The organism is Bradyrhizobium sp. AZCC 1678, assembly GCF_036924765.1.
GTDB lineage: Bacteria > Pseudomonadota > Alphaproteobacteria > Rhizobiales > Xanthobacteraceae > Bradyrhizobium > Bradyrhizobium algeriense.
The window spans coordinates 1,728,284-1,746,180 of record NZ_JAZHSE010000001.1 but is presented as its reverse complement, the minus strand read 5'-3'; the positions used below and the strand labels follow the sequence as shown (position 1 = coordinate 1,746,180).

19 protein-coding genes are annotated in these 17,897 nt (G+C 62.8%); 1 reads left to right on the top strand and 18 read right to left on the bottom strand.

Features of this window, described 5'->3' with window-relative positions; all coding sequences use genetic code 11:
* Positions 1-68 precede the first annotated feature (68 nt).
* The 7 genes from V1294_RS08320 to V1294_RS08290 form a co-directional block, all read right to left on the bottom strand.
* Positions 69-2,399: a putative bifunctional diguanylate cyclase/phosphodiesterase gene (locus V1294_RS08320; protein ID WP_334496309.1), complete on the bottom strand. Its 2,331-nt coding sequence runs from the start codon at positions 2,397-2,399 to the stop codon at positions 69-71.
* 181 nt (positions 2,400-2,580) lie between these two features.
* Complete coding sequence (gene tolB / locus V1294_RS08315) at positions 2,581-3,912, bottom strand: Tol-Pal system beta propeller repeat protein TolB (protein ID WP_334504554.1); 1,332 nt, start codon at positions 3,910-3,912, stop codon at positions 2,581-2,583.
* An 87-nt stretch (positions 3,913-3,999) separates the two neighbouring features.
* Positions 4,000-4,938 carry a protein TolA gene (locus tag V1294_RS08310; RefSeq protein ID WP_334477098.1) on the bottom strand — a complete coding sequence of 313 codons (939 nt, stop codon included), beginning with the start codon at positions 4,936-4,938 and terminating at the stop codon, positions 4,000-4,002.
* Between the two features lie 47 nt (positions 4,939-4,985).
* Positions 4,986-5,459, bottom strand: coding sequence for a biopolymer transporter ExbD (locus V1294_RS08305; RefSeq protein ID WP_334496308.1), 474 nt, complete (start codon positions 5,457-5,459; stop codon positions 4,986-4,988).
* A 37-nt stretch (positions 5,460-5,496) separates the two neighbouring features.
* The gene (gene tolQ / locus V1294_RS08300; protein WP_108514169.1) at positions 5,497-6,210 is read right to left on the bottom strand and encodes a protein TolQ; all 714 of its coding nucleotides are present in this window, start codon (positions 6,208-6,210) and stop codon (positions 5,497-5,499) included.
* 390 nt (positions 6,211-6,600) lie between these two features.
* Positions 6,601-7,350: a serine O-acetyltransferase gene (locus V1294_RS08295; RefSeq protein WP_334496306.1), complete on the bottom strand. Its 750-nt coding sequence runs from the start codon at positions 7,348-7,350 to the stop codon at positions 6,601-6,603.
* Between the two features lie 96 nt (positions 7,351-7,446).
* Positions 7,447-8,832: an MFS transporter gene (locus V1294_RS08290; RefSeq protein ID WP_334496305.1), complete on the bottom strand. Its 1,386-nt coding sequence runs from the start codon at positions 8,830-8,832 to the stop codon at positions 7,447-7,449.
* Positions 8,833-8,937: 105 nt separating this feature from the next.
* Between V1294_RS08290 and V1294_RS08285 the strand changes: the two genes are divergently transcribed.
* On the top strand, positions 8,938-9,861 hold the full coding sequence (locus tag V1294_RS08285; protein WP_334496303.1) for a LysR substrate-binding domain-containing protein: 924 nt from the start codon (positions 8,938-8,940) through the stop codon (positions 9,859-9,861).
* Positions 9,862-9,901: 40 nt separating this feature from the next.
* Here the strand turns inward: V1294_RS08285 and coaA are convergent, their stop codons facing one another.
* From coaA to V1294_RS08230, 11 genes are all read right to left on the bottom strand, one after another.
* Positions 9,902-10,858, bottom strand: coding sequence for a type I pantothenate kinase (gene coaA / locus V1294_RS08280; protein WP_334496302.1), 957 nt, complete (start codon positions 10,856-10,858; stop codon positions 9,902-9,904).
* 389 nt (positions 10,859-11,247) lie between these two features.
* Positions 11,248-11,733: a DUF2852 domain-containing protein gene (locus V1294_RS08275; RefSeq protein WP_334496300.1), complete on the bottom strand. Its 486-nt coding sequence runs from the start codon at positions 11,731-11,733 to the stop codon at positions 11,248-11,250.
* A gap of 108 nt (positions 11,734-11,841) precedes the next feature.
* Positions 11,842-12,567, bottom strand: a complete 726-nt coding sequence (locus V1294_RS08270) for a TetR/AcrR family transcriptional regulator (protein WP_334496299.1) — start codon at positions 12,565-12,567, stop codon at positions 11,842-11,844.
* A 114-nt stretch (positions 12,568-12,681) separates the two neighbouring features.
* The gene (locus tag V1294_RS08265; RefSeq protein WP_334496297.1) at positions 12,682-13,047 is read right to left on the bottom strand and encodes a hypothetical protein; all 366 of its coding nucleotides are present in this window, start codon (positions 13,045-13,047) and stop codon (positions 12,682-12,684) included.
* Positions 13,048-13,137: 90 nt separating this feature from the next.
* Positions 13,138-13,785: a glutathione S-transferase family protein gene (locus V1294_RS08260; protein WP_334496296.1), complete on the bottom strand. Its 648-nt coding sequence runs from the start codon at positions 13,783-13,785 to the stop codon at positions 13,138-13,140.
* A gap of 61 nt (positions 13,786-13,846) precedes the next feature.
* Positions 13,847-14,272 carry a YciI family protein gene (locus V1294_RS08255; RefSeq protein ID WP_334496294.1) on the bottom strand — a complete coding sequence of 142 codons (426 nt, stop codon included), beginning with the start codon at positions 14,270-14,272 and terminating at the stop codon, positions 13,847-13,849.
* Between the two features lie 72 nt (positions 14,273-14,344).
* Entirely contained in the window at positions 14,345-14,758 is a 414-nt protein-coding gene (locus V1294_RS08250; protein ID WP_334496293.1) for a YciI family protein, read from the bottom strand.
* Positions 14,759-14,886: 128 nt separating this feature from the next.
* Entirely contained in the window at positions 14,887-16,080 is a 1,194-nt protein-coding gene (locus tag V1294_RS08245) for a serine hydrolase domain-containing protein (protein WP_334496292.1), read from the bottom strand.
* Between the two features lie 75 nt (positions 16,081-16,155).
* The gene (locus V1294_RS08240; RefSeq protein WP_334496290.1) at positions 16,156-16,530 is read right to left on the bottom strand and encodes a nuclear transport factor 2 family protein; all 375 of its coding nucleotides are present in this window, start codon (positions 16,528-16,530) and stop codon (positions 16,156-16,158) included.
* A 13-nt stretch (positions 16,531-16,543) separates the two neighbouring features.
* Positions 16,544-17,197: a glutathione S-transferase family protein gene (locus V1294_RS08235; protein WP_334496288.1), complete on the bottom strand. Its 654-nt coding sequence runs from the start codon at positions 17,195-17,197 to the stop codon at positions 16,544-16,546.
* A 64-nt stretch (positions 17,198-17,261) separates the two neighbouring features.
* Positions 17,262-17,807: a dihydrofolate reductase family protein gene (locus V1294_RS08230; RefSeq protein WP_334496286.1), complete on the bottom strand. Its 546-nt coding sequence runs from the start codon at positions 17,805-17,807 to the stop codon at positions 17,262-17,264.
* Between the last annotated feature and the right edge of the window lie 90 nt (positions 17,808-17,897).

Below are 17,897 nucleotides of genomic sequence, written 5' to 3'. Positions count from 1 at the left end.
AAGGCTTCAAGAAGTTAAGGTTACTCCGGCGGGCCCCGATTCTCCCGTATTTTCACGGGGATGGGGGATCAGGCGATGGACCGTGAGGGGACCGGAACCAGCACGCTGTCCGGCGGACGGCGGCCATGCGAGGCATTCAGCAACTGACGAACCCGCACCGCGGGCACCGGCGGGCTGAACAGATAGCCCTGGGCCTCGGTTACCGCACCATCGGCGCTGATCAACTCGAGCTGCTCGTTGGTCTCGATGCCCTCGACCACGACGGACATTCCGAGGTCGGCCGAGAGCCGTGCCACGCCGCGCAGCAGCGTCAGCGGCCGGTCGCTGTCGATACCTTCCAGGAAGGAGCGGTCGATCTTGACCTTCTGCAATGGGAAGTTGTGCAGGTAGCTCAGGCTCGAATAGCCGGTGCCGAAATCGTCGAGCGAGATCCGCACGCCGAGCGAATGCAATTGCGACAGCACGTCGTGCGTCAGTTGCGTGTTACGCAGCAGCGAGGATTCGGTTATCTCGATTTCGAGCCGGTTGGCCTGCAGGCCGGAGACCTCAAGCGCGTAACGGACCTCGCTCAGCACGTCGCGCTGATGGAATTGCTGCGGCGAGAAGTTGACCGCGACGCTGACGCCCTCGGGCCACTTCATGCATTCCATACAGGCCTTGCGCAGAATCCAGCGGCCGAGATCGACGATCAGGCCCATGTCCTCGGCGACCGGAATGATATCGGTCGGCGAGACCGTGCCGCGAACCGGATGATTCCAGCGCAGCAGCGCCTCGCAGGTGGATATCCGGCCCGACTTGAGATTGACGAGCGGTTGGAAGAACAGCTCGAACTCCTCGTTGGCCAGCGCCTTGCGCAGGTCCAGTTCGAGGATGCGGCGGGATTCGACGACCTGCGCCATCTCTTCTCGGAAGAAGCAGAACGTGCCGCGGCCGTCGGCCTTGGCGCGGTACAGCGCCATGTCGGCGTTCTTGAGCAGCGTGTCGGCGCTGACGCCGCGCGAGGTCATGGCGATGCCGACGCTGGCGCCGATTTCGACCAGATGATTGTCGATCTTGTAACGCTCGCTCAGGCGATCGACGATGCGCCGGGCGAGGCCCGCGGCGTCATCGGCCGAATGGATGTTCTGCTGGAACACCACGAACTCGTCGCCGCCGAAGCGCGCCACGAAATCCTCGGGCCGCAGCATCTCGCGCAGCCGGTCGGCCACCGCGCACAGCAACTGATCGCCGCAGGGATGGCCGAGCGTGTCGTTGACCTGCTTGAACTGGTCGAGGTCGACGAACAGCAGCGCCGACAATTGTTCGGCGCCCTGCTGGACAGCCAGAAGCCGCCCGATCTCATCCCGGAAATTGACCCGGTTCGGCAGCGCCGTCAGTTCGTCGTAACGCGCCAGATGACTGATCCGGGCTTCTGCATTGCGGCGTTCGGTAATATCTTCCAGCAGCACGACCGCGCCGCCGCCGGCCATCGGCTGGAAGGTCCACGACAGCGACCGATTTCTGGCGAAGTCGGGATCAGCGGTAACGACGCCCCTCGCCTGCGAATTCTCGATTTCAGCGAGGATTATCTTGCCGCTCGCCGCCGAGATCGATCCGGCGCTGACACAGGCCGCAATGATGTCGGAAGCACTCGCGCCGCTTTGCACGAGACCGTCGGATAGCTCCATCATTTTGCTGAAACGATAGTTCATCACCGCAAGCCGGCCGTCGGCCCCAAACATACACAGACCATGCGGCATGTTGTTCAGCGCGGTATCGAACTGATCAGCCAGCGCCGCCTCGCGCTCGCGCGCGACGTGTGCTCGAACGAAAATCCGCTGCAAGTCGGTCGAAATCTGCTTCAGCGCCAAAAAAAACACCGCGCTGACGATCGCCATACCGATGTAATAGGGGGTGCCGCGAAGCGCCAGCGCAATCGCCGTCGGACCGCAGGCGAGGGCAATCTGCACGTGGAATATCCACGGCCTTCCATAGGTCCGGCCCGCACCTCCAGCCACGTACCCGGTGGTGACGGTCAGGCAAATCATGTGGGCCACTGCATCATCGCTGCCGAGCAGAGTCACCGTGCACCATAGCCCGAGCGCAACGGCATAGATCATCGCCCCGATCTGATAGCGCACCTCCCAACGCGCGGCTTCATCAGCGGTCAGAGCGGATCTGCGGCTGTTGTAGCGGTGCATGTCGAGGGCGCGGGCGGTGCCGGACAGCACGAGAAAAGCAACGCATGGCCAAAGCAGGTCTTGTCCGGTCTTCACGGCGGTCATGGCCGCGGCAAAGGCAACCATCACCGCGCCCGCGAACAGCGGCGCGGGATTTTGGAAAAGCGAATCGATCAGCGCCGAGTAAGTTGACGGCGAGACCTTCTGATCCGGCTCTTCGGTTTGACTTGCAAGCTGCATTTTAGGGGCGCGCATCCTATTCGGGTAGGTAGTTTTACCCGCTGCAGATGAAGTCTTTCTGAGGGAATATCGTTACCGAGACGTTGTTTTTTGCGGCGCACGACGAAAATATGCATGAAAAATCAGTTGGCTAGGCAATGTTTGCCGGTTAACAGCCGGTCCCTTCCGGAACCGGGTTCCATTATGACAACAGCGGCGACCATGCCGGGTCGGAGGCAAAACCGGGCGTTGGCACCCGCAATTCGTTACGACCTGAGATATCGACCGTATACAGGGAGGGCCCGCCGCTGCCGCCGGGTTCGCGGAAGAACATCACGACCCGGCCGTTCGGCGCAAAGGTCGGCCCCTCATTGTGGAAGCCCGAGGTCAGGATCCGCTCGCCCGAACCATCGGTCTTCATGATGCCGATCGCGAACTGTCCGCCGCCCTGCTTGGTGAACGCGATGTAGTCGCCGCGCGGCGACCACACCGGGGTCGAATAGCTGCCCTCGCCGAACGAGATGCGCTGCGCGCCGCCGCCGGTGGCCGGCATCACGTAGATCTGCGGCTTGCCGCCGCGGTCGGATTCGAAACAGATGCGGGCGCCGTCGGGCGAATAGGACGGCGAGGTGTCGATCGCCGGCGTGTCGGTCAGCCGCGTCGTCGATTTCGAGCGCAGATCCATCACGAACAGGTTCGAGTTGCCGCCCTGCTGCAGGCTCATGATGATGCGCTGGCCGTCCGGCGAGAACCGTGGCGAGAACGACATGCCGGGGAAATTGCCGACGATCTCGCGCTGCCCGGTCTCGACGTTGAACAGATAGACGCGCGGATCGCCCTGGCCGAATTCCATATAGGTGATTTCCTGGGTCGACGGCGAGAACCGCGGCGTCAGCACCAGATCGCTTCCCTTGGTCAGGTATCTGACATTGGCGCCGTCCTGATCCATGAGCGCCAGCCGCTTGACACGGCGCTCCTTGGACCCGGTCTCGTCGACGAATACGACGCGGCTGTCGAAATAACCCTTCTCGCTGGTCAGCCGCTCATAGATCTGGTCGGAGATGATGTGCGCGATCCGCCGCCAGTATTCCGGCGAGGTCTGGAATTGCTGGCCGGCGAGCTGCTGCTGCTGATTGACATCCCAGAGGCGGAATTCGGCTTTCAGACGGCCGTCGCCTTGCCGCGTCATGCGGCCGACCACCAGCGCCTGCGCGCCAATCTGCTTCCAGCTCTGAAACGTCGGCGGGTTGTCGGGATTGGTGATGCGCTCGATGAACGCAGCCTGATCGATCGGCGCGAACAGCCCGCTGCGCTTGAGGTTGTTGGTGATCACCTGCGCCACGCCGACGCCGACCTCGGCATCGCCGGGCGTGCCCGCCACGAAATTCGGGATCGCGATCGGCTGTGGAACGAACTCACCTTCGGGAATGGGGATCCGCTTTGGCGCTTGTGCGAAGGCATTGCGACCGCCGGCGACCGCGCCAAGCGCAGCCATTCCGGCTATGATCTGACGGCGGCTCGGGCGATACAGCATGTTCGGCAATCCATCTTTGTCAGTCATCGCTTCAAACTTTGCTCATATCTGTCATTGCCAACGGGTGTCCGCCACGTGACAAAACCGTTAGACTTTTTCCTTGAACACCGGCGCAAAATATTTCCATTCCTCGTAAAGGGCCGCCGGCAGCTTGTACGGCTGGCATTCGATGATCGCGCGCAACGCGCTCTCCTGATAGACGCGAAGGTAGGGGGTCGCCGGAGCGCCTTCCGGAACCGGCGAGCCTTCAAGGGTGCCGTCGCGCTTCAGACGAATGGCAAACGCAGCTTCAGGCTTCTGCGATTCGATTCCGCCATAGGGCTTCTTCCAGCATCGCTCGACCTGCTGCTTGAACATCGCGCCCCAGGTTGCGGAATTGTCCGCAGCCGTGCCCTTCGCAAGGCCGAGCGCTGCGTTCGAATTCAGCGTGTCGCCGGTCGTGGCCTGACGCGACGGGTCACGCTTGTCGAGCAGGGCCGCGATCTGGTTCTGATCGAAGTGCCGTTCGACAATCCGCTTCTGCGGCTCGGGCGGCTTGGCGGCCTGCACCGGCTTCGGCGGCGGCTTCTTCTCTTCCTTCTTGATCGCCTCGGCGATCGGATCGGGCTTGACCGGCTCGGGTTTTTTCTCGACCGGCTTCGGCTCTTGCTTTGGCTCTTCCTTCGGCTTCTCGACGACCTTCGGCGGGTCGGGCTTCTTCTCGACCGGCTTCTCCTCGGCCTTGGGCTGCGGCGGCGGCGCGGTCTCGGTCACAACCGGCGCCTTCTCGGCGATCTTGCCGACGGTATCGTCAACCGGCTTCGCCTCGGCGACCTTCTCGACCAGCGGCTTCGGGTTTTCCTTCTTGCCGGTCTTCATGCCGGCCATGACCTTGGCAAGCTGGTCAGGCGAAATGACATCGACCGCGACCGAATCTTCCGGCTGCATTTCGAGCGCCTTGGTCGAGAACGACAGCATCACCCACCCCAGCACGAACACGTGCAGGACAACCGACGCAACAACTGTCTTGTCGACCTTGACCTTCACTTGAGCCTTCCCGCTCCGCCGTCAGCCGTCGCGTGCCGCTTCATGGCTCAAGAACCCTGATCCGGCACGATGACGATATTCGCCTTGAATCCCGCCGTCCTAATATACCCCAATAGTTTCATCATATCCGTGTAGCAGACGTCCTTGTCGCCGCGCAGGTATACCACGCTCTCGGCCTCCGACCGGGTCTCCCGGATCGCCTTGATCTTGGGCAGCAGGTCGTTGGTCGAAATCAGCGTATCCCCGAGATAGAGCTCGACATTCGAATTGCAGGCTCCGCCGGTGCGCTTGACGGAAAGCGTCAACGGCGGCGCGTTGGCCTGGATCTGCTTGCCGCCGGAGGCGACCGGCAGGTCGATATCGATGCTCGACGTCATCAGCGGCGCCGCCACCATGAAGATGATCAGCAGCACGAGCATCACGTCGACCATCGGGGTGACGTTGATCTCCGCCATCACGGCGGCGCGACGCCGGCCGCGGCGTCCACCGCCACCGGACGAACCTGCCATGTTCATCGCCATGATCTTGATCTCACGATGCGCTCGTCATTTGCCGTCCTCACGCCCGCTCGTCGATCTGGCGGGACAGGATCGCGGAAAATTCGTCGGCGAAGCCTTCCAGCCGCTGCGCCTGCCGGTTCACCTCGGACGTGAACTTATTGTAGAAAATGGTCGCGGGGATGGCGGCGATGAGACCGATAGCGGTCGCAAACAGCGCTTCCGCAATGCCGGGCGCCACTACCGCGAGCGAAGTGTTTTTCGAGGCCGCGATCGACTGGAAGCTCGACATGATGCCCCAGACGGTTCCGAACAGGCCCACGAACGGTCCGGCGGAGCCGACGGTCGCCAGCACCAGGAGCCGCCGCTCCAACCGCTCGACCTCGCGGGCGATGGAGACATTCATCACCTTCTCGATCCGCATCTGCAGGCCGGCAAAGGAGCGTGTCTGGCTCTCGAACGAGCGCTTCCACTCGCGCATGGCCGCGACGAAACACGCCGCCATCGACTGCGTCGGTTTGGCCGACAGCGCGCGGTAGAGCTCCTCGATCGACTGCCCCGACCAGAACGCCTGCTCGAAACGGTCCATGGCGCGCTTGGTGCGGCCATAGAGGAAAATCTTGTCGATCGCGATCGCCCAGACCCAGACCGAACAGGCCAACAGCCCCAGCATGACTGTTTTTACGACCCAATGGGCCTGCATGAACAAGGCGATCAGCGATACGTCGGCGGAGACCAACGGCAGGGCTGCCGGAGCCACGTCGGCGGGATTCATGAGCGGTATCCTCTCAACGCAAGTGTCCCTATTTCCTCCGGGAGCAAACGGCTGCCGGTACCACAGCCGCGCGTCGGGCGCGGCGATATGCGCCAGCGCGAAAGCCTCTCTAGGTGTCGCATGGGGGCCCGCCGAAAGCCGGGTATTTGCTTCCCCTGCCAACATGTCAAAACGAGGGCTGTCAGCGCGTCATTCCGTCCCTAACCAGACGCTAAGCTTGGTTAACACTAGGTTACCAAAGGGAAATCCGACTGCCGGAAATCCAGGCAGGCCGGGCGGTTACGGGGGCCGGGGGCCGGGTTCCATGCCCTCGGAAGTGGTGCCCGGCCGGTCGCCTCGCCCTTCGCGACGGCCGCTCCCGCTGCCCCGCTTCGCTCGCCCAGGCTACACTCAGACGGAAACCTTCTCCCGACAATTCGTTAGCCGCGCGGGAACGCCGACCGCGGTGCAGCCGGGCGGTACGTCATGCTCGACGACGGCGCCGGCGCCGATCTTGGCGAAATCGCCGATGCTGATAATGCTCGATCCGGCGCTGAGTAAAACGCCCCTGCCGATTTTCGGGGCGCGGTCCGGCTCCGAATGTTTTCGGCCGATGGTGACGTTCTGCAGAACCGTCACCTCGTCGCCGATCACGGCGAAGGCGCCGATGATGATGCCGGTGGCGTGATCGAGAAACACCGACGTTCCGATCGATGCTGTGGGGTGAATGCTGACGGAAAGCTGATCGGACGACAGGCTCTGCAGTAGCAGCGCGAGATCGTTGCGGCGCTGGCGCCAGAGCAAGTTGGAGACGCGCCAGGCCTGCAGCGCGACGTAACCCTTGAAGTTCAACAGCGGCGGCAGCAGCGTCGTCGTCGCGGGATCGTGAACGGCAATGCTCTGCAAATCGCGGCTTGCGGCGTCGACCAGATCGGGCGAACGACCAAACGCGTCGCGGGCAAGCTGCGCAAACCGCGCGCGATCCGCCGGACTTTTGCCGAGCCGCGCGCCGATCTGGTGCGCCAGCGCATGACCGAAGTCAGGATGATCGAGAATCGCCGATGACAGCGCCGCGCCGAATACTGGGTCGCGCGCCATAGCGCTTTCGGCTTCACGCCGGATCGTTCGCCAGAGCTGATCGACAGATGGCGTTGCATTCATGGAAGCCGTCCCGAAATAGCCGCTGGTTCGTAACATATGCCGGCCCTGGAACAATGCCAGAGATACAGTTCAAAACGTGCCGCCCGCCTGGCGCTGCTACTTTTGCGCAGGCAGCAAGGCGAGCGCCGCGACCAGTCCGGCTACCGATGCAATCGCGGCTACCGAAAACAGCCAGACATAACTGATCGCCGATCCCTCGGCATGGAGCATCGCGCCGAGAACGGCGATACCGACCGCGAAGCCGGCCTGGCGCATGACGACTGTCACGGCAGATGCCATGCCGGCTTGATCGGGAGGCACCAGCGCGACGGCTGCGCCGGACAGTTGCGGGTGCGCGAGCGCCACGCCAACCCCAATGGCGACCATGCCGCAGAAGATCGGAATCATCGGCGGTACTGCGCCGCCCGACATGAGCGCGATCACAATGGCGACATTGCCGGCTGCCACGAACGCAAGGGCCAGGGCGAAATGCAGCCGCCATCCTGCCCGGCCGATAAGCCAGCCACCCAACGGCGGCAGGAACAGCATCGGCAGCGTGGCCGTCAGGAGCGCAAGCCCGGCCACCTCCGAAGACCAGTCGAAGGCGGTGGCGAAGAACAGCGGCAAATAGACCAGCACCGCCCAATAGCCGATCGACACCGCGAACAGCAGTATCGCAATCCCGATCATGGCCCGCTGAACGAACACGCCGGGATCGAGGATCGGCTTGTCGAGGCGCCGCTGCTGGATCGCGAATGCCGCGAGCAGCAACGCACTCAGCGCGAGCCCGCCGGCCAAATGGGGGGTCGAGGTGCGGCCAAGCAGCAGCGCCTCCACCAGCACAGCGAGCGCAGCGGTGAGCAGCATGACACCCACGAAGTCGAGCGGCCTGGGCACCGTCTCGCGCGCTTCCGCAACCAGCCGCGGCACACCCCACGCGATCAAGGCGCAGGCCGGCAGGTTGATCAGGAAGATCCAGCGCCAACCGATCCACGATGAGACAAGACCGCCGATGGTCGGACCGAGAGACATGGCGATGCCGGACATGACGCCGAGCCAGGCGAATGCGCGCGTGCGCGCCTGCGCTTGCACATAGACCGCTGCGATCAGCGCGAAGCCGCCGGTCACGAGGAATGCTGCGCCAACGCCCTGCAGGGCGCGGGCAGCCCATAAGCTCGGTCCGTCCCAGGCCATCCCGCACGCCAACGACGCGAGCGCAAAAATGCCGTTGCCGGCGAGCATCGCCCGCCGCCGCCCATACCGATCCGCCAACGCTCCCGCAAAGAGCAAAGCGCCTGTGAACGCCAGACTGTAGGCGTCCATGACCCAGGCATATCCAGCCACGCCGAACCCGAGCTGACGTGCGACCGCCGGCAAGGCGGTGACCACCGCCGTCACGTCAAAGTTGGCGAGGAATGCCGCCATCCCCAGAAGCAGCGCCGGCGCCATGGATGGCGCAGGCTGAGCATTGTCGCTGTCGGGCTTGTTCGTCGGCGGTGTCATCAGGCGGTCTCGGAGCTGTGTGGTGACTACTGGTGTCCTGAGCCGCCGCCATGCGCCAACGCCAATTGTTCACATCGGCATGAATCTCCTTCATAGTGCTTCAATATGCGTGCCCTTCCCCCTTTTGATGGTCTGATCGCGTTCGACGCGGCGTTGCGTCATCGCAGCATGACGCTCGCGGCCGGTGAGTTGGGGCTCACGCAGAGCGCGATCAGCCACCGGCTGAAAAAGCTCGAGGCCTTTGTCGGCGCGCCGTTGTTGAACCGCACGGGGGTCGGCCTGTTGCCGACGCCGGCCGGCATGACCTTGGCTGAGGGGTTGGGGCGGATGCTCGATGAGATGGCGGAGCTACGCGCCCGCTCGCGCGCAACGGTGCAGCCGGCGACGCTCAAGATCGGGCTCGGCTCCGCCCTTGCGGACTACTGGCTGGTCAGGCGTCTGCCGGCGTTTGCGTCCGCCCATCCAAATGTGGCGATCGAACTCTTCATCATCGAAAGCGATGTGCAGGCGCGCGCCCTTGATCTCGACGTGCAGATCCGGTGGCTGCCCAAGGCCGGCGCGCGCGCCACCTCGACCCAACGCCTGCTATTCGACGAGATGGTTTTCCCGGTTGCCATCCCGTCGCTTCTGCCATGCGGGCGGCCGTTGAAGGATCCGGGCGCGCTCGGCACCCTGCCGATCCTGCACAAGGGTTACGTTGGCCGCAACGACGGCGCGGAGTGGTCGTGGCCGGTCTGGTTCGAGCGGCTCGGGATCACGGCTCCCGTTCCGGCCGGGCTTCGCTTCGACAATCTCGGAACGGCACTCGCTGCGGCCCTGCAGGGCAGCGGTGTCGTTGTGGGCCGGTCACTGCTGGTTCACGATGCTCTCGCGGAGCGACGACTTTGCCGCGTCGTATCGTCAAGCTGGGATATGGCGTCCAGCAAAGCGCATATCATCCGCTGGCCCGCGGCGCTCGCCAACGACAAGCGGGTCGCACTGTTCGTCGCCTGGATTGCAAAGGAAGCGGCGAAAACTTCTCTTCGATGAAGGAGCGTCACCGCCGACTTTCGCTCAAGTACGCTCAGCGCTAAAGCCGTCGCAGCGCCACCGTCTCGATGACGTGATCGGCACCCTTGGTGAGGATCAGCGTCGCGCGCGGCCGCGTCGGCAGGATGTTTTCCTCGAGATTGGCGAAATTTGTGCGCTCCCAGATCGCCGTTGCAGTGGCGATCGCTTCATCGTCCGACAGCAGCGAATAGCGGTGGAAATAGGACCTTGGATCGTGGAACGCGGTGTCGCGGAAGGTCAGAAAGCGCTTCACATACCAATCGCGCAGCACCGACACGTCCGCGTCGATGTAAACGGAGAAGTCGAAAAAGTCGGAGACGACGGGCACTGCCCTGCCGTGGTGCGGCAACGGGGCGGTCTGCAGGACATTCACGCCCTCGACAATAAGGATATCGGGCTGGTCGACCTCCTGCCACTGGTTCGGAACGATATCGTAGGTCAAATGCGAATAGACCGGCGCCCGCACCGGGCTTCGTCCGGCCTTGACGTCGCTCAGGAACGACAACAACCGCGCCCGATCGTAGCTCTCCGGAAATCCCTTCTTCTGCATGAGCCCTTCGCGCTCCAGCACCGCTTTGGGAAAGAGAAAGCCATCGGTTGTTACCAGATCGACTTTGGGCCGCGGCGACCATCGTGCGAGCAGCGCCTGCAGGACACGCGCGGTGCTCGACTTACCCACTGCAGCCGAGCCGGCGATACCGATGATGTAGGGCACTTTGCGGTCGCGGATGCCGAGAAACTGGCGCTGAGCGTAATAAAGCCGCTGCGCGGCATCGACATAGATCGACAACAGGCGCGAGAGCGGCAGATAGATTTCCTCGACCTCCTTGAGGTCGAGGCGGTCATGCATCGAACGCAGCTGCGAGAATTCGCCGGGCTCCAGCGTCATCGGCGTGTCGTTGCGCAGCGCGGCCCACTGCTCTCGCGAAAAGATGCGGTAAGGATTATATCTCTGGTCGGGAGCACGGATATCCATGTCGCCGTCTCTCAAAGGGCGCATACTCGTGGAGAAACTTATCCGCCGCGATGACGCTTGTCAGCCTCGATCGTCCGCTTCGGGGTCGAAAGCGCACCTCTTGCGTAGCTGGAGGATGCCCGTTCCTTCCCTCAGGGCCAGACATGAAGCGACGGCTGCGGCATGTCGGTTTCGGGTTAAAGCGGAAGCCGGACCGGGCTGCTTCCCGAGAACGCCAGGTGTTTAAAAACAAACCGCCCACCTGCTCTCGCAGATGGGCGGCTGTATCGCCATCAGGCATCATGGGGGCATCACGCCTGAGGCTGAACTCTCACTCGCGACGCGCGCTTTACTTTCGACGCGTTTTCTTCACGCGAACCGGTATCCACTTCGCTTGAAAACGCTATGCTTCAGCCCTGCTGCGGCTGGTCGTTCGGCGGGGTCGGACGCGTCTTGTGCTGCGCCATGAACTGGTCGAACTCTTCCTTGTCCTTGGCGTGACGCAGGCGATCGAGGAAATTCTTGAACTCGACCTGCTCTTCCTCGAGCCGGCGCAGGGTTTCCATGCGGTACTCGTCGAACGCGCGGTTGCCGCTGGTCGGCGGGCCGAAGCCGAAGCCGCCAAAGCCGCGGCTCTCCATGCGGTTACGCATCCGGTCCATCTTGTACTGCATCCGCTCCATCTTGTTCTGCCAGCGATCTCCGTGACTCCAGCAACCCATTTTTCTGCTCCCTAGTGTGAAAAAGAGGAGGGCAAGGCCGATCGGCCACCAGATGATGAAGCCTAGGATGGTCACCGCGATCCAGCCGGGGTGCCAGGGGCTCTCAAGCATATGCGGGCGATAGTTCTCTTCTGTCGGGCCGCGCCATCGATTGACATCTGCGGTGTAGGCCATTTCCCTCTCCATGACGGCGATCACGCCGTTGTGAATGTAAATAACATTTACATACCTAAACCATCCAGAATTTTTGTCAAGCGGGCGGCTGGCCGCACCTTCGAAAAATTATTTGGGGGTTCCCCAAGGGCCTGAAGGTCCACCACCGGCGGGCGGCACTGGCGGCGGACCCGGCGGTTTGGATTCCGGCCGGCGCTCGGTCGGGAAGCCGAGGCCGCGCAGATAGATCAGCACTTCGGCTTCCAGGAGTTCTTCCGGCGACATAGGCAGCTTGCGCCGCGCCGCATCGCCGCGGCCGAACAGCGAGGCCACGCCATGCGACATCGACCAGATGTGCAGCGCCATCATCATCGCCGGCGGCCGCGGCATGCCGGGCGGCGCCAGCGCAGCAAGCCGTTCGGCGGCGGCGCGGATGATGGCGAAGGCGCGCTCGCTCGCAGCCATCAATGTAGGGTTTGCATCGACCGGAAGGCCGGATTCGAACATCGCCGAGTAGAATGCGGGCTCGTTGCGCGCAAACGCCAGATAGGCCTTCCCTACCCGCTCAAACGCCGTGACCGTGTCCGGCCGGCCGTCGTCCCAGGCCTGGGTCAGCAGCGCCTCGAACTGCTCAAAACCGCGCTGGGCGATCGAGGACAGCAATTCATCGCGATCGCGGAAATGGCGGTAGGGCGCGGCGGGGCTGACGCCGGCCATCCGCGCCGCGTCGGCAAAGGTGAAGCCGGCCGCGCCTTTCTCGGCGATCAGGCCGAGCGCCGCCTGCAGCAACGCCTCTTTCAGATTGCCGTGATGATAGCCGCGCTCGCTGCGGCCTTGGTCCTTTCGCCAGCTCATGTGAAAGGCTTTTACATGAGCCGCGTGAAAAGGTCACTTATTTTGAGGCCGTTAACTGGCGTTCATCAAGATTAACGGCGTGCGGCGCGACCGGGCGCTCCGAGCCGCCCGGGTCTAACCGCCCGGGATCGGGAGGACCGGCATGATCTCAACGCGCTCGCCGGGAAAGATCGCAAAGTGCGGGTGGTTCTCGAACAGTTTCGCCGCGGCCTCATGTGAGCCGGCGCGCACCACCGCGAAGGCGCCCATCTCGTTGGCGATGTCGGCAATACCGTTTGCATCGACTTTCTTGGTCTTGCCGAGCGGGCCTCCCATGGCGGCGATCGCCGCCTGGTGCTTTTCGACCCAAGCCTTCCACGCCGCGATTCCCTGCGCCTCCTTAGCGCGCCGCTCAGCCTCGGGCAGCGCATTCCAGGCCGCCATTTTCGCACTGGTCTTGCTGCCGAGAAAGACAGCGAGGAACGTATCGTTGGTGCTCATGAGGTTTCTCCTCTCTTGCGGTTGACGGATCGCGATAGGCGTAGGTCAGGACCCATAAACTCTCGGATGTCGGCTTCGAGCGGACCTCAATCAGCCGGCCGGTGGCTTGTTGACCGCCAATTGAGCGTCGAAGGCACGCTTGTAGGCGGGCCGCGCTTCGCCGCGGGCCACATAGGCGGAGAGGTTCGAATATTCGCCCAGCAAACCCGACGCTTTCAACCTGAGCAGCACCGACACCATCATCAGGTCGCCCGCGCTGAACGCGCCATCGAGCCAGTCGGCATCGCCAAGGCGACGGGAAAGTTGCCCCAGCCGGTGACGGACGCGATCCTCGACGAGAGGCATGCATTGCGCGGTCCAGGACTTGTCGCCCTCAAGGATCCTGGCGGTTACGAGTTCAAGGATCGGCGGCTCCACCGTGCTGAGCGCGGCGAACATCCATGTGATCGCGCGCGCCCTTGCATTCGCATCGTCCGGCAACAGGCCCGCATGGCGCTCCGCGATGTGGAACACGATCGCGCCCGTCTCGAACAAGCCGAGATCGCCTTCCTCAAAGGTCGGAATCTGCCCGAAAGGATGAAGCGCCAGATGTGCGGGTTCCTTCATCGCCCCGAACGAAACAAGACGAACCTCGTAAGGTTGGCCCACTTCCTCCAGCGCCCAGCGAACGCGCGTATCACGCGCCAGTCCCTTGCCGCCATCGGGTGACCGTTCAAAGGCGGTAATGGTGATGGTCATCGTGAGGCTCCTCCTTGGCCAGAATCATCAGCTGCGAGGCTGGCAAGCTGTCAAGGCAAACTCACCGCGCCTTGTGCGCATTTCCCTTCTGCAACTCGTCGAAGCCTTTGGCTGCCTGCTGCACCTCTTCGGAGAAATCGGATATCTCCTGCACCTGGCGGATTTCGATGATCTCGTTCTCGGAGGCCGGGCATTTCTTGGCCCAGGCGATCGCCTCCTCGCGCGACTTCACATTGATCATCCAGTAGCCGCCGAGCACTTCCTTGGCCTCGGTGAAGGGGCCGTCGGTGACGACAGGCTTGCCGGTGGCGAAGGAAACCCGTGCGCCCGTCGACGGCGGATGCAGCCCATCGAGCGCGATCAGTACGCCGGCGTCCTTGAGCGCCTCGTTGTATTTCATCATCGCCTTGACCCGTTCGGGATCGAGTTGGACGTCCGGCGGCGCGGTCTCATAGCCCAGGGGGATCATCAGCATCATGAATCGCATGGTGGGTGTCCTTTGTTGTTTGGCGTCATTCCGGGATGGTCCGAGGGACCAGACCCGAAATGACGAGGAGAGTTATTTCTTCGCGGAGGCGCGCAGCCGCTCTTCCTGCTCGCGCAGTTCGGGGGTGAGCGCTTCGCCGAAATCTTCCGCGGCAAACACCTGGCGGATCTCGATCTCGTCGCCATCGAGGAACGGCGCGCGCTTCATCCAATCGATCGCGTCATCCAGCGATTTGGTGTTGATCAGCCAGAAGCCGGCGACGAGATCGCCCGAGAGAGCGAACGGCCCGCGGCTGACGCCGCCCTGCCCGCTGCCATACTTGATCCGTGCGCCCTTCGAGGTCGGATGCAGGCCCTCGCCCGCCTCCATCACGCCGGCCTTCACCAGCTCCTCGTTGAACTTGCCCATCGCGGTGAGCAGTTCCGTGCTCGGCATCACACCGGCTTCCGTATCCTTGCTGGCCTTCACAATCACCATGAATCGCATCGCTATTCTCCGTTGTGATCTTTTCGGCCGGCTACTGTCGTGTCGGCCTTCGTCAACAAGACGAGCGGGCTTTTACGCCTCCGACATGTCAGTGGAAATTAATTTTGATCTAATTTGACTGCCGGCCGTCAATCGCCGATCGCCTGATAGGCGGAGGTCCAGAAGTCGGTCATCACACGCGGCGGTTGCGGCGATTCCATCATCCGCTGCGTCAACAGAATGCCGGTGAAACTCTCCCGGGGGTCGGAATACCACGAGGTTCCGTAGCCGCCGAACCAGCCGAAGCGGCCCGGCACGCTGCAGAGATCGTCTCGCCCGGTGTACACAGAGAGCCCAAAGCCCCAACCCTTGACGTCGCCGAAGAAAAGCTCGGAGCCCTGCTTCTGCGCGGGCGTGAGCTGATCGGCCGTCATCAGTTCGACCGACGGCCGCGACAGGATGCGCTCGCTGCCTAACCTTCCGCCGTTCAACATCATCTGCGCAAAGGCATTGAAATCATCGGCGGTCGATACAAGTCCGGCGCTGCCGTTCTCGAACACCGGCGGTTTTGCCCATTTGCCGGTGGCGGGATCATCGAACACCTTCAATTCGCTGGTTGCGGGGTCCCGCGCATAGGCGGTCGCGAAACGCGCGCGACTGGCTTCGGGCACGTAAAAGCCGGTATCCTTCATGCCGAGCGGCGCGAAGATGCGATCTTCAAGAAATTTAGCAAATGTCACGCCCGCCGCGCGCGCGATCAGCACGGAGAGAATGTCGGTGCCGCTGTTGTAGAGCCAGCGTTCGCCCGGCTGATAGATCAGCGGCAGCGTGCCGTAGCGCCGCATCAATTCATCCGGCGGAAACGAAGGGAATACCGGCCCCGGCGCAAAGCCGGCTTCGGCGATCGCCTTCTGGATTGGATAGCGATCGGGAAACACCATCAGCATGCCGAGACCAAGTCGGAACGTCAGGAGATCGCGCAGCGTGATCGCGCGGCGGGCGGGCACGGTATCATCGAGCGGCCCATCGACGGCGCGCAGCACCTTGCGGCCGGCCAGTTCAGGCAGAAAGGGATCGATGGGGTCATCGAGCCGCAACTTGCATTCCTCGACCAGGATCATCGCGGCGACCGCCGTGACCGGCTTGGTCATGGAGGCGATGCGGAAGATGGTGTCGCGCTGCACCGGCGCGCCGCCGATTGCCATTTTTCCAATGGCATCGACGTGAATTTCGCCACGGCGGCTGACCAGCGTCACCAGGCCCGGCATATCGCCGCTGGCGACATGGCCGGCCATGACATTATGCATGCGCGCGAGGCGCGGCCGCGAGAGAGCGTCGCTCATTCTGCGGTTCCTTCCCTTGATTCAAATACGGTATCTCACGCAGGACGAACCGGCCTGCGTCGAACCGACAACTCGTCATGCCGAGGGTTGCTGCCTGACGAACGCGCCATTCTGGTAAGCCGCGCCGAAATAGACGTCGATGCGCTTCACCTTGTCGCCCTCGAAGCCGAAGAACTCGGTATTGCGAAACGTCCGGCCATCCCTGGCCACGCAGCGGTAGGTGACAAAGGCTTCATCGCCTTCGACGAAAATCCTCTCCAGCTCATGCCGTTCGATCCAGTCGCTGTTGTTCCAGCACCGCTCGAAATAGGTCGGCTTGTCGATATTGTCGTCGTAGGGACTGGTGAAGCGAAACCCCTCGCTGAACGCTTCCTCGACGAATTTGCGGTCATCAGACAGATAGGCCGCAAAGATGGCACGGATCATATCCGCCCTGCTGGTGGACGCCATTCAACGCTCCTTCTCACGGCTCCCTGGGTACCATCTGGAAATACGGCTCCGCCTCCTGCAATACGCGCGCGAACGAGCGACGCGCCTTCAGCCGCTCGAAATAGGCAGCGAGGTTCCTGTTCGCGTCGCCGAACGGCACCACCATGCTGCCGTAGAACAACGACGGCGCGGCGGCGCAATCGGCGAGGCTGAAATCCTCGCCCATCGCCCAGCCGCCGTTTGCCATCTGCTGCTCGATCATGGCGTAGGACGTGCGCAACTGCGCCCGGGCTTCCTCGACGCCGCGCGGATCCTGTTTCCCTTGAGGCCGCAGCCGGTCAAGCATGATCTTCTGCATCGGCAGATGCACATAGAGATCGTAGAAGCGCTCGCGCAGCCGCGTCTGCAGGGCGCGGCCGGCATCGTCAGGAATGAACCGCGTCCGGCCGCCATAGTTCCTGTCGAGATATTCGATGATGATGCTGGACTCCGGCACGGTCTCGTTCCGCGCGTCGTCGCGCAGCACCGGAAATTTTCCTATTCCCCACAGCTTCACCAGCGCTGCGCGCTCGGCGGGATTGCCGAGATCGACCAGGTTCGGCGTGAATGGCGTGTCGTTCTCGTACAGCGCAATCAGCGCCTTCCAGCAGAACGAGGCCAGCGGGTGGAAATGCAGCGTCAGCGACATGGAAATCTCCCGGTATTGACGGGCCTTGCCCGCAAGGTATTGACGGGCCTTGCCCGCAAGACGATCAGCTTGCCGGCACGTAGCGCAGAATCACGATGCCGGTCGACAATGGCCGACTGTCGATCAGCTTCAGCTTGCGCTTTTCGCCCGGCTTGAACAGCGGCGTTCCGCCGCCGAGAATGATCGGATTCACCGCGATGCGGAACTCGTCGATCAATCCGTGCGGGATCAGACTGGCAGCGAGATCGGCGCTGCCGAACAGGAAGAGATCCTTGGCGCTGTCGCGCTTCAGCCTGGCGACAGTCTCGGGGACGTCAGCGCTGAACATTTGCGTGTTGTTCCAGTCGGATTTCTTCACCGTGCGCGAGAAGACGTATTTCGGCGCGGCATTCATGAAATCGGCGACCTCGCCGGTCGCGCTCGGCCAGTGATTGGCCATCAGTTCGTAGGTGACCCGGCCGAACAGCAGTCCGCCGGCGGCGGTCAACTGCTCGATCGACAATTGCTCCAGTTCCTCGCCCCAGACGTCGGAATGCCAGGAGATGTCGCGGTTCGGGCCTTCGACGAAGCCATCCAGCGTCATCAGGTTCCACATGATCAACTTGGCCATCATTTCCTCCTTTAAACCGATTGCAGTTTGCAACTGGTTGTATCGTGAGACAACCGGTGCAATATTGCAAGCAGTTTTTTGGGCCGCCTG

Excerpts from the sequence above, each read along its gene's own strand:
- V1294_RS08260 (WP_334496296.1), bottom strand. The coding sequence starts at position 13,785 with ATGACCATCACCATTACCGCCTTTGAACGGTCACCCGATGGCGGCAAG.
- V1294_RS08245 (WP_334496292.1), bottom strand. The coding sequence starts at position 16,080 with ATGAGCGACGCTCTCTCGCGGCCGCGCCTCGCGCGCATGCATAATGTC.
- V1294_RS08240 (WP_334496290.1), bottom strand. The coding sequence starts at position 16,530 with ATGGCGTCCACCAGCAGGGCGGATATGATCCGTGCCATCTTTGCGGCC.
- tolB (WP_334504554.1), bottom strand. The coding sequence starts at position 3,912 with ATGCTGTATCGCCCGAGCCGCCGTCAGATCATAGCCGGAATGGCTGCG.
- tolQ (WP_108514169.1), bottom strand. The coding sequence starts at position 6,210 with ATGAATCCCGCCGACGTGGCTCCGGCAGCCCTGCCGTTGGTCTCCGCC.
- V1294_RS08285 (WP_334496303.1), top strand. The coding sequence starts at position 8,938 with ATGCGTGCCCTTCCCCCTTTTGATGGTCTGATCGCGTTCGACGCGGCG.
- V1294_RS08290 (WP_334496305.1), bottom strand. The coding sequence starts at position 8,832 with ATGACACCGCCGACGAACAAGCCCGACAGCGACAATGCTCAGCCTGCG.
- V1294_RS08275 (WP_334496300.1), bottom strand. The coding sequence starts at position 11,733 with ATGGCCTACACCGCAGATGTCAATCGATGGCGCGGCCCGACAGAAGAG.
- V1294_RS08270 (WP_334496299.1), bottom strand. The coding sequence starts at position 12,567 with ATGAGCTGGCGAAAGGACCAAGGCCGCAGCGAGCGCGGCTATCATCAC.
- V1294_RS08305 (WP_334496308.1), bottom strand. The coding sequence starts at position 5,459 with ATGGCGATGAACATGGCAGGTTCGTCCGGTGGCGGTGGACGCCGCGGC.
- V1294_RS08295 (WP_334496306.1), bottom strand. The coding sequence starts at position 7,350 with ATGAATGCAACGCCATCTGTCGATCAGCTCTGGCGAACGATCCGGCGT.
- V1294_RS08230 (WP_334496286.1), bottom strand. The coding sequence starts at position 17,807 with ATGGCCAAGTTGATCATGTGGAACCTGATGACGCTGGATGGCTTCGTC.
- V1294_RS08235 (WP_334496288.1), bottom strand. The coding sequence starts at position 17,197 with ATGTCGCTGACGCTGCATTTCCACCCGCTGGCCTCGTTCTGCTGGAAG.
- V1294_RS08255 (WP_334496294.1), bottom strand. The coding sequence starts at position 14,272 with ATGCGATTCATGATGCTGATGATCCCCCTGGGCTATGAGACCGCGCCG.
- V1294_RS08250 (WP_334496293.1), bottom strand. The coding sequence starts at position 14,758 with ATGCGATTCATGGTGATTGTGAAGGCCAGCAAGGATACGGAAGCCGGT.
- V1294_RS08265 (WP_334496297.1), bottom strand. The coding sequence starts at position 13,047 with ATGAGCACCAACGATACGTTCCTCGCTGTCTTTCTCGGCAGCAAGACC.
- V1294_RS08320 (WP_334496309.1), bottom strand. The coding sequence starts at position 2,399 with ATGCAGCTTGCAAGTCAAACCGAAGAGCCGGATCAGAAGGTCTCGCCG.
- coaA (WP_334496302.1), bottom strand. The coding sequence starts at position 10,858 with ATGGATATCCGTGCTCCCGACCAGAGATATAATCCTTACCGCATCTTT.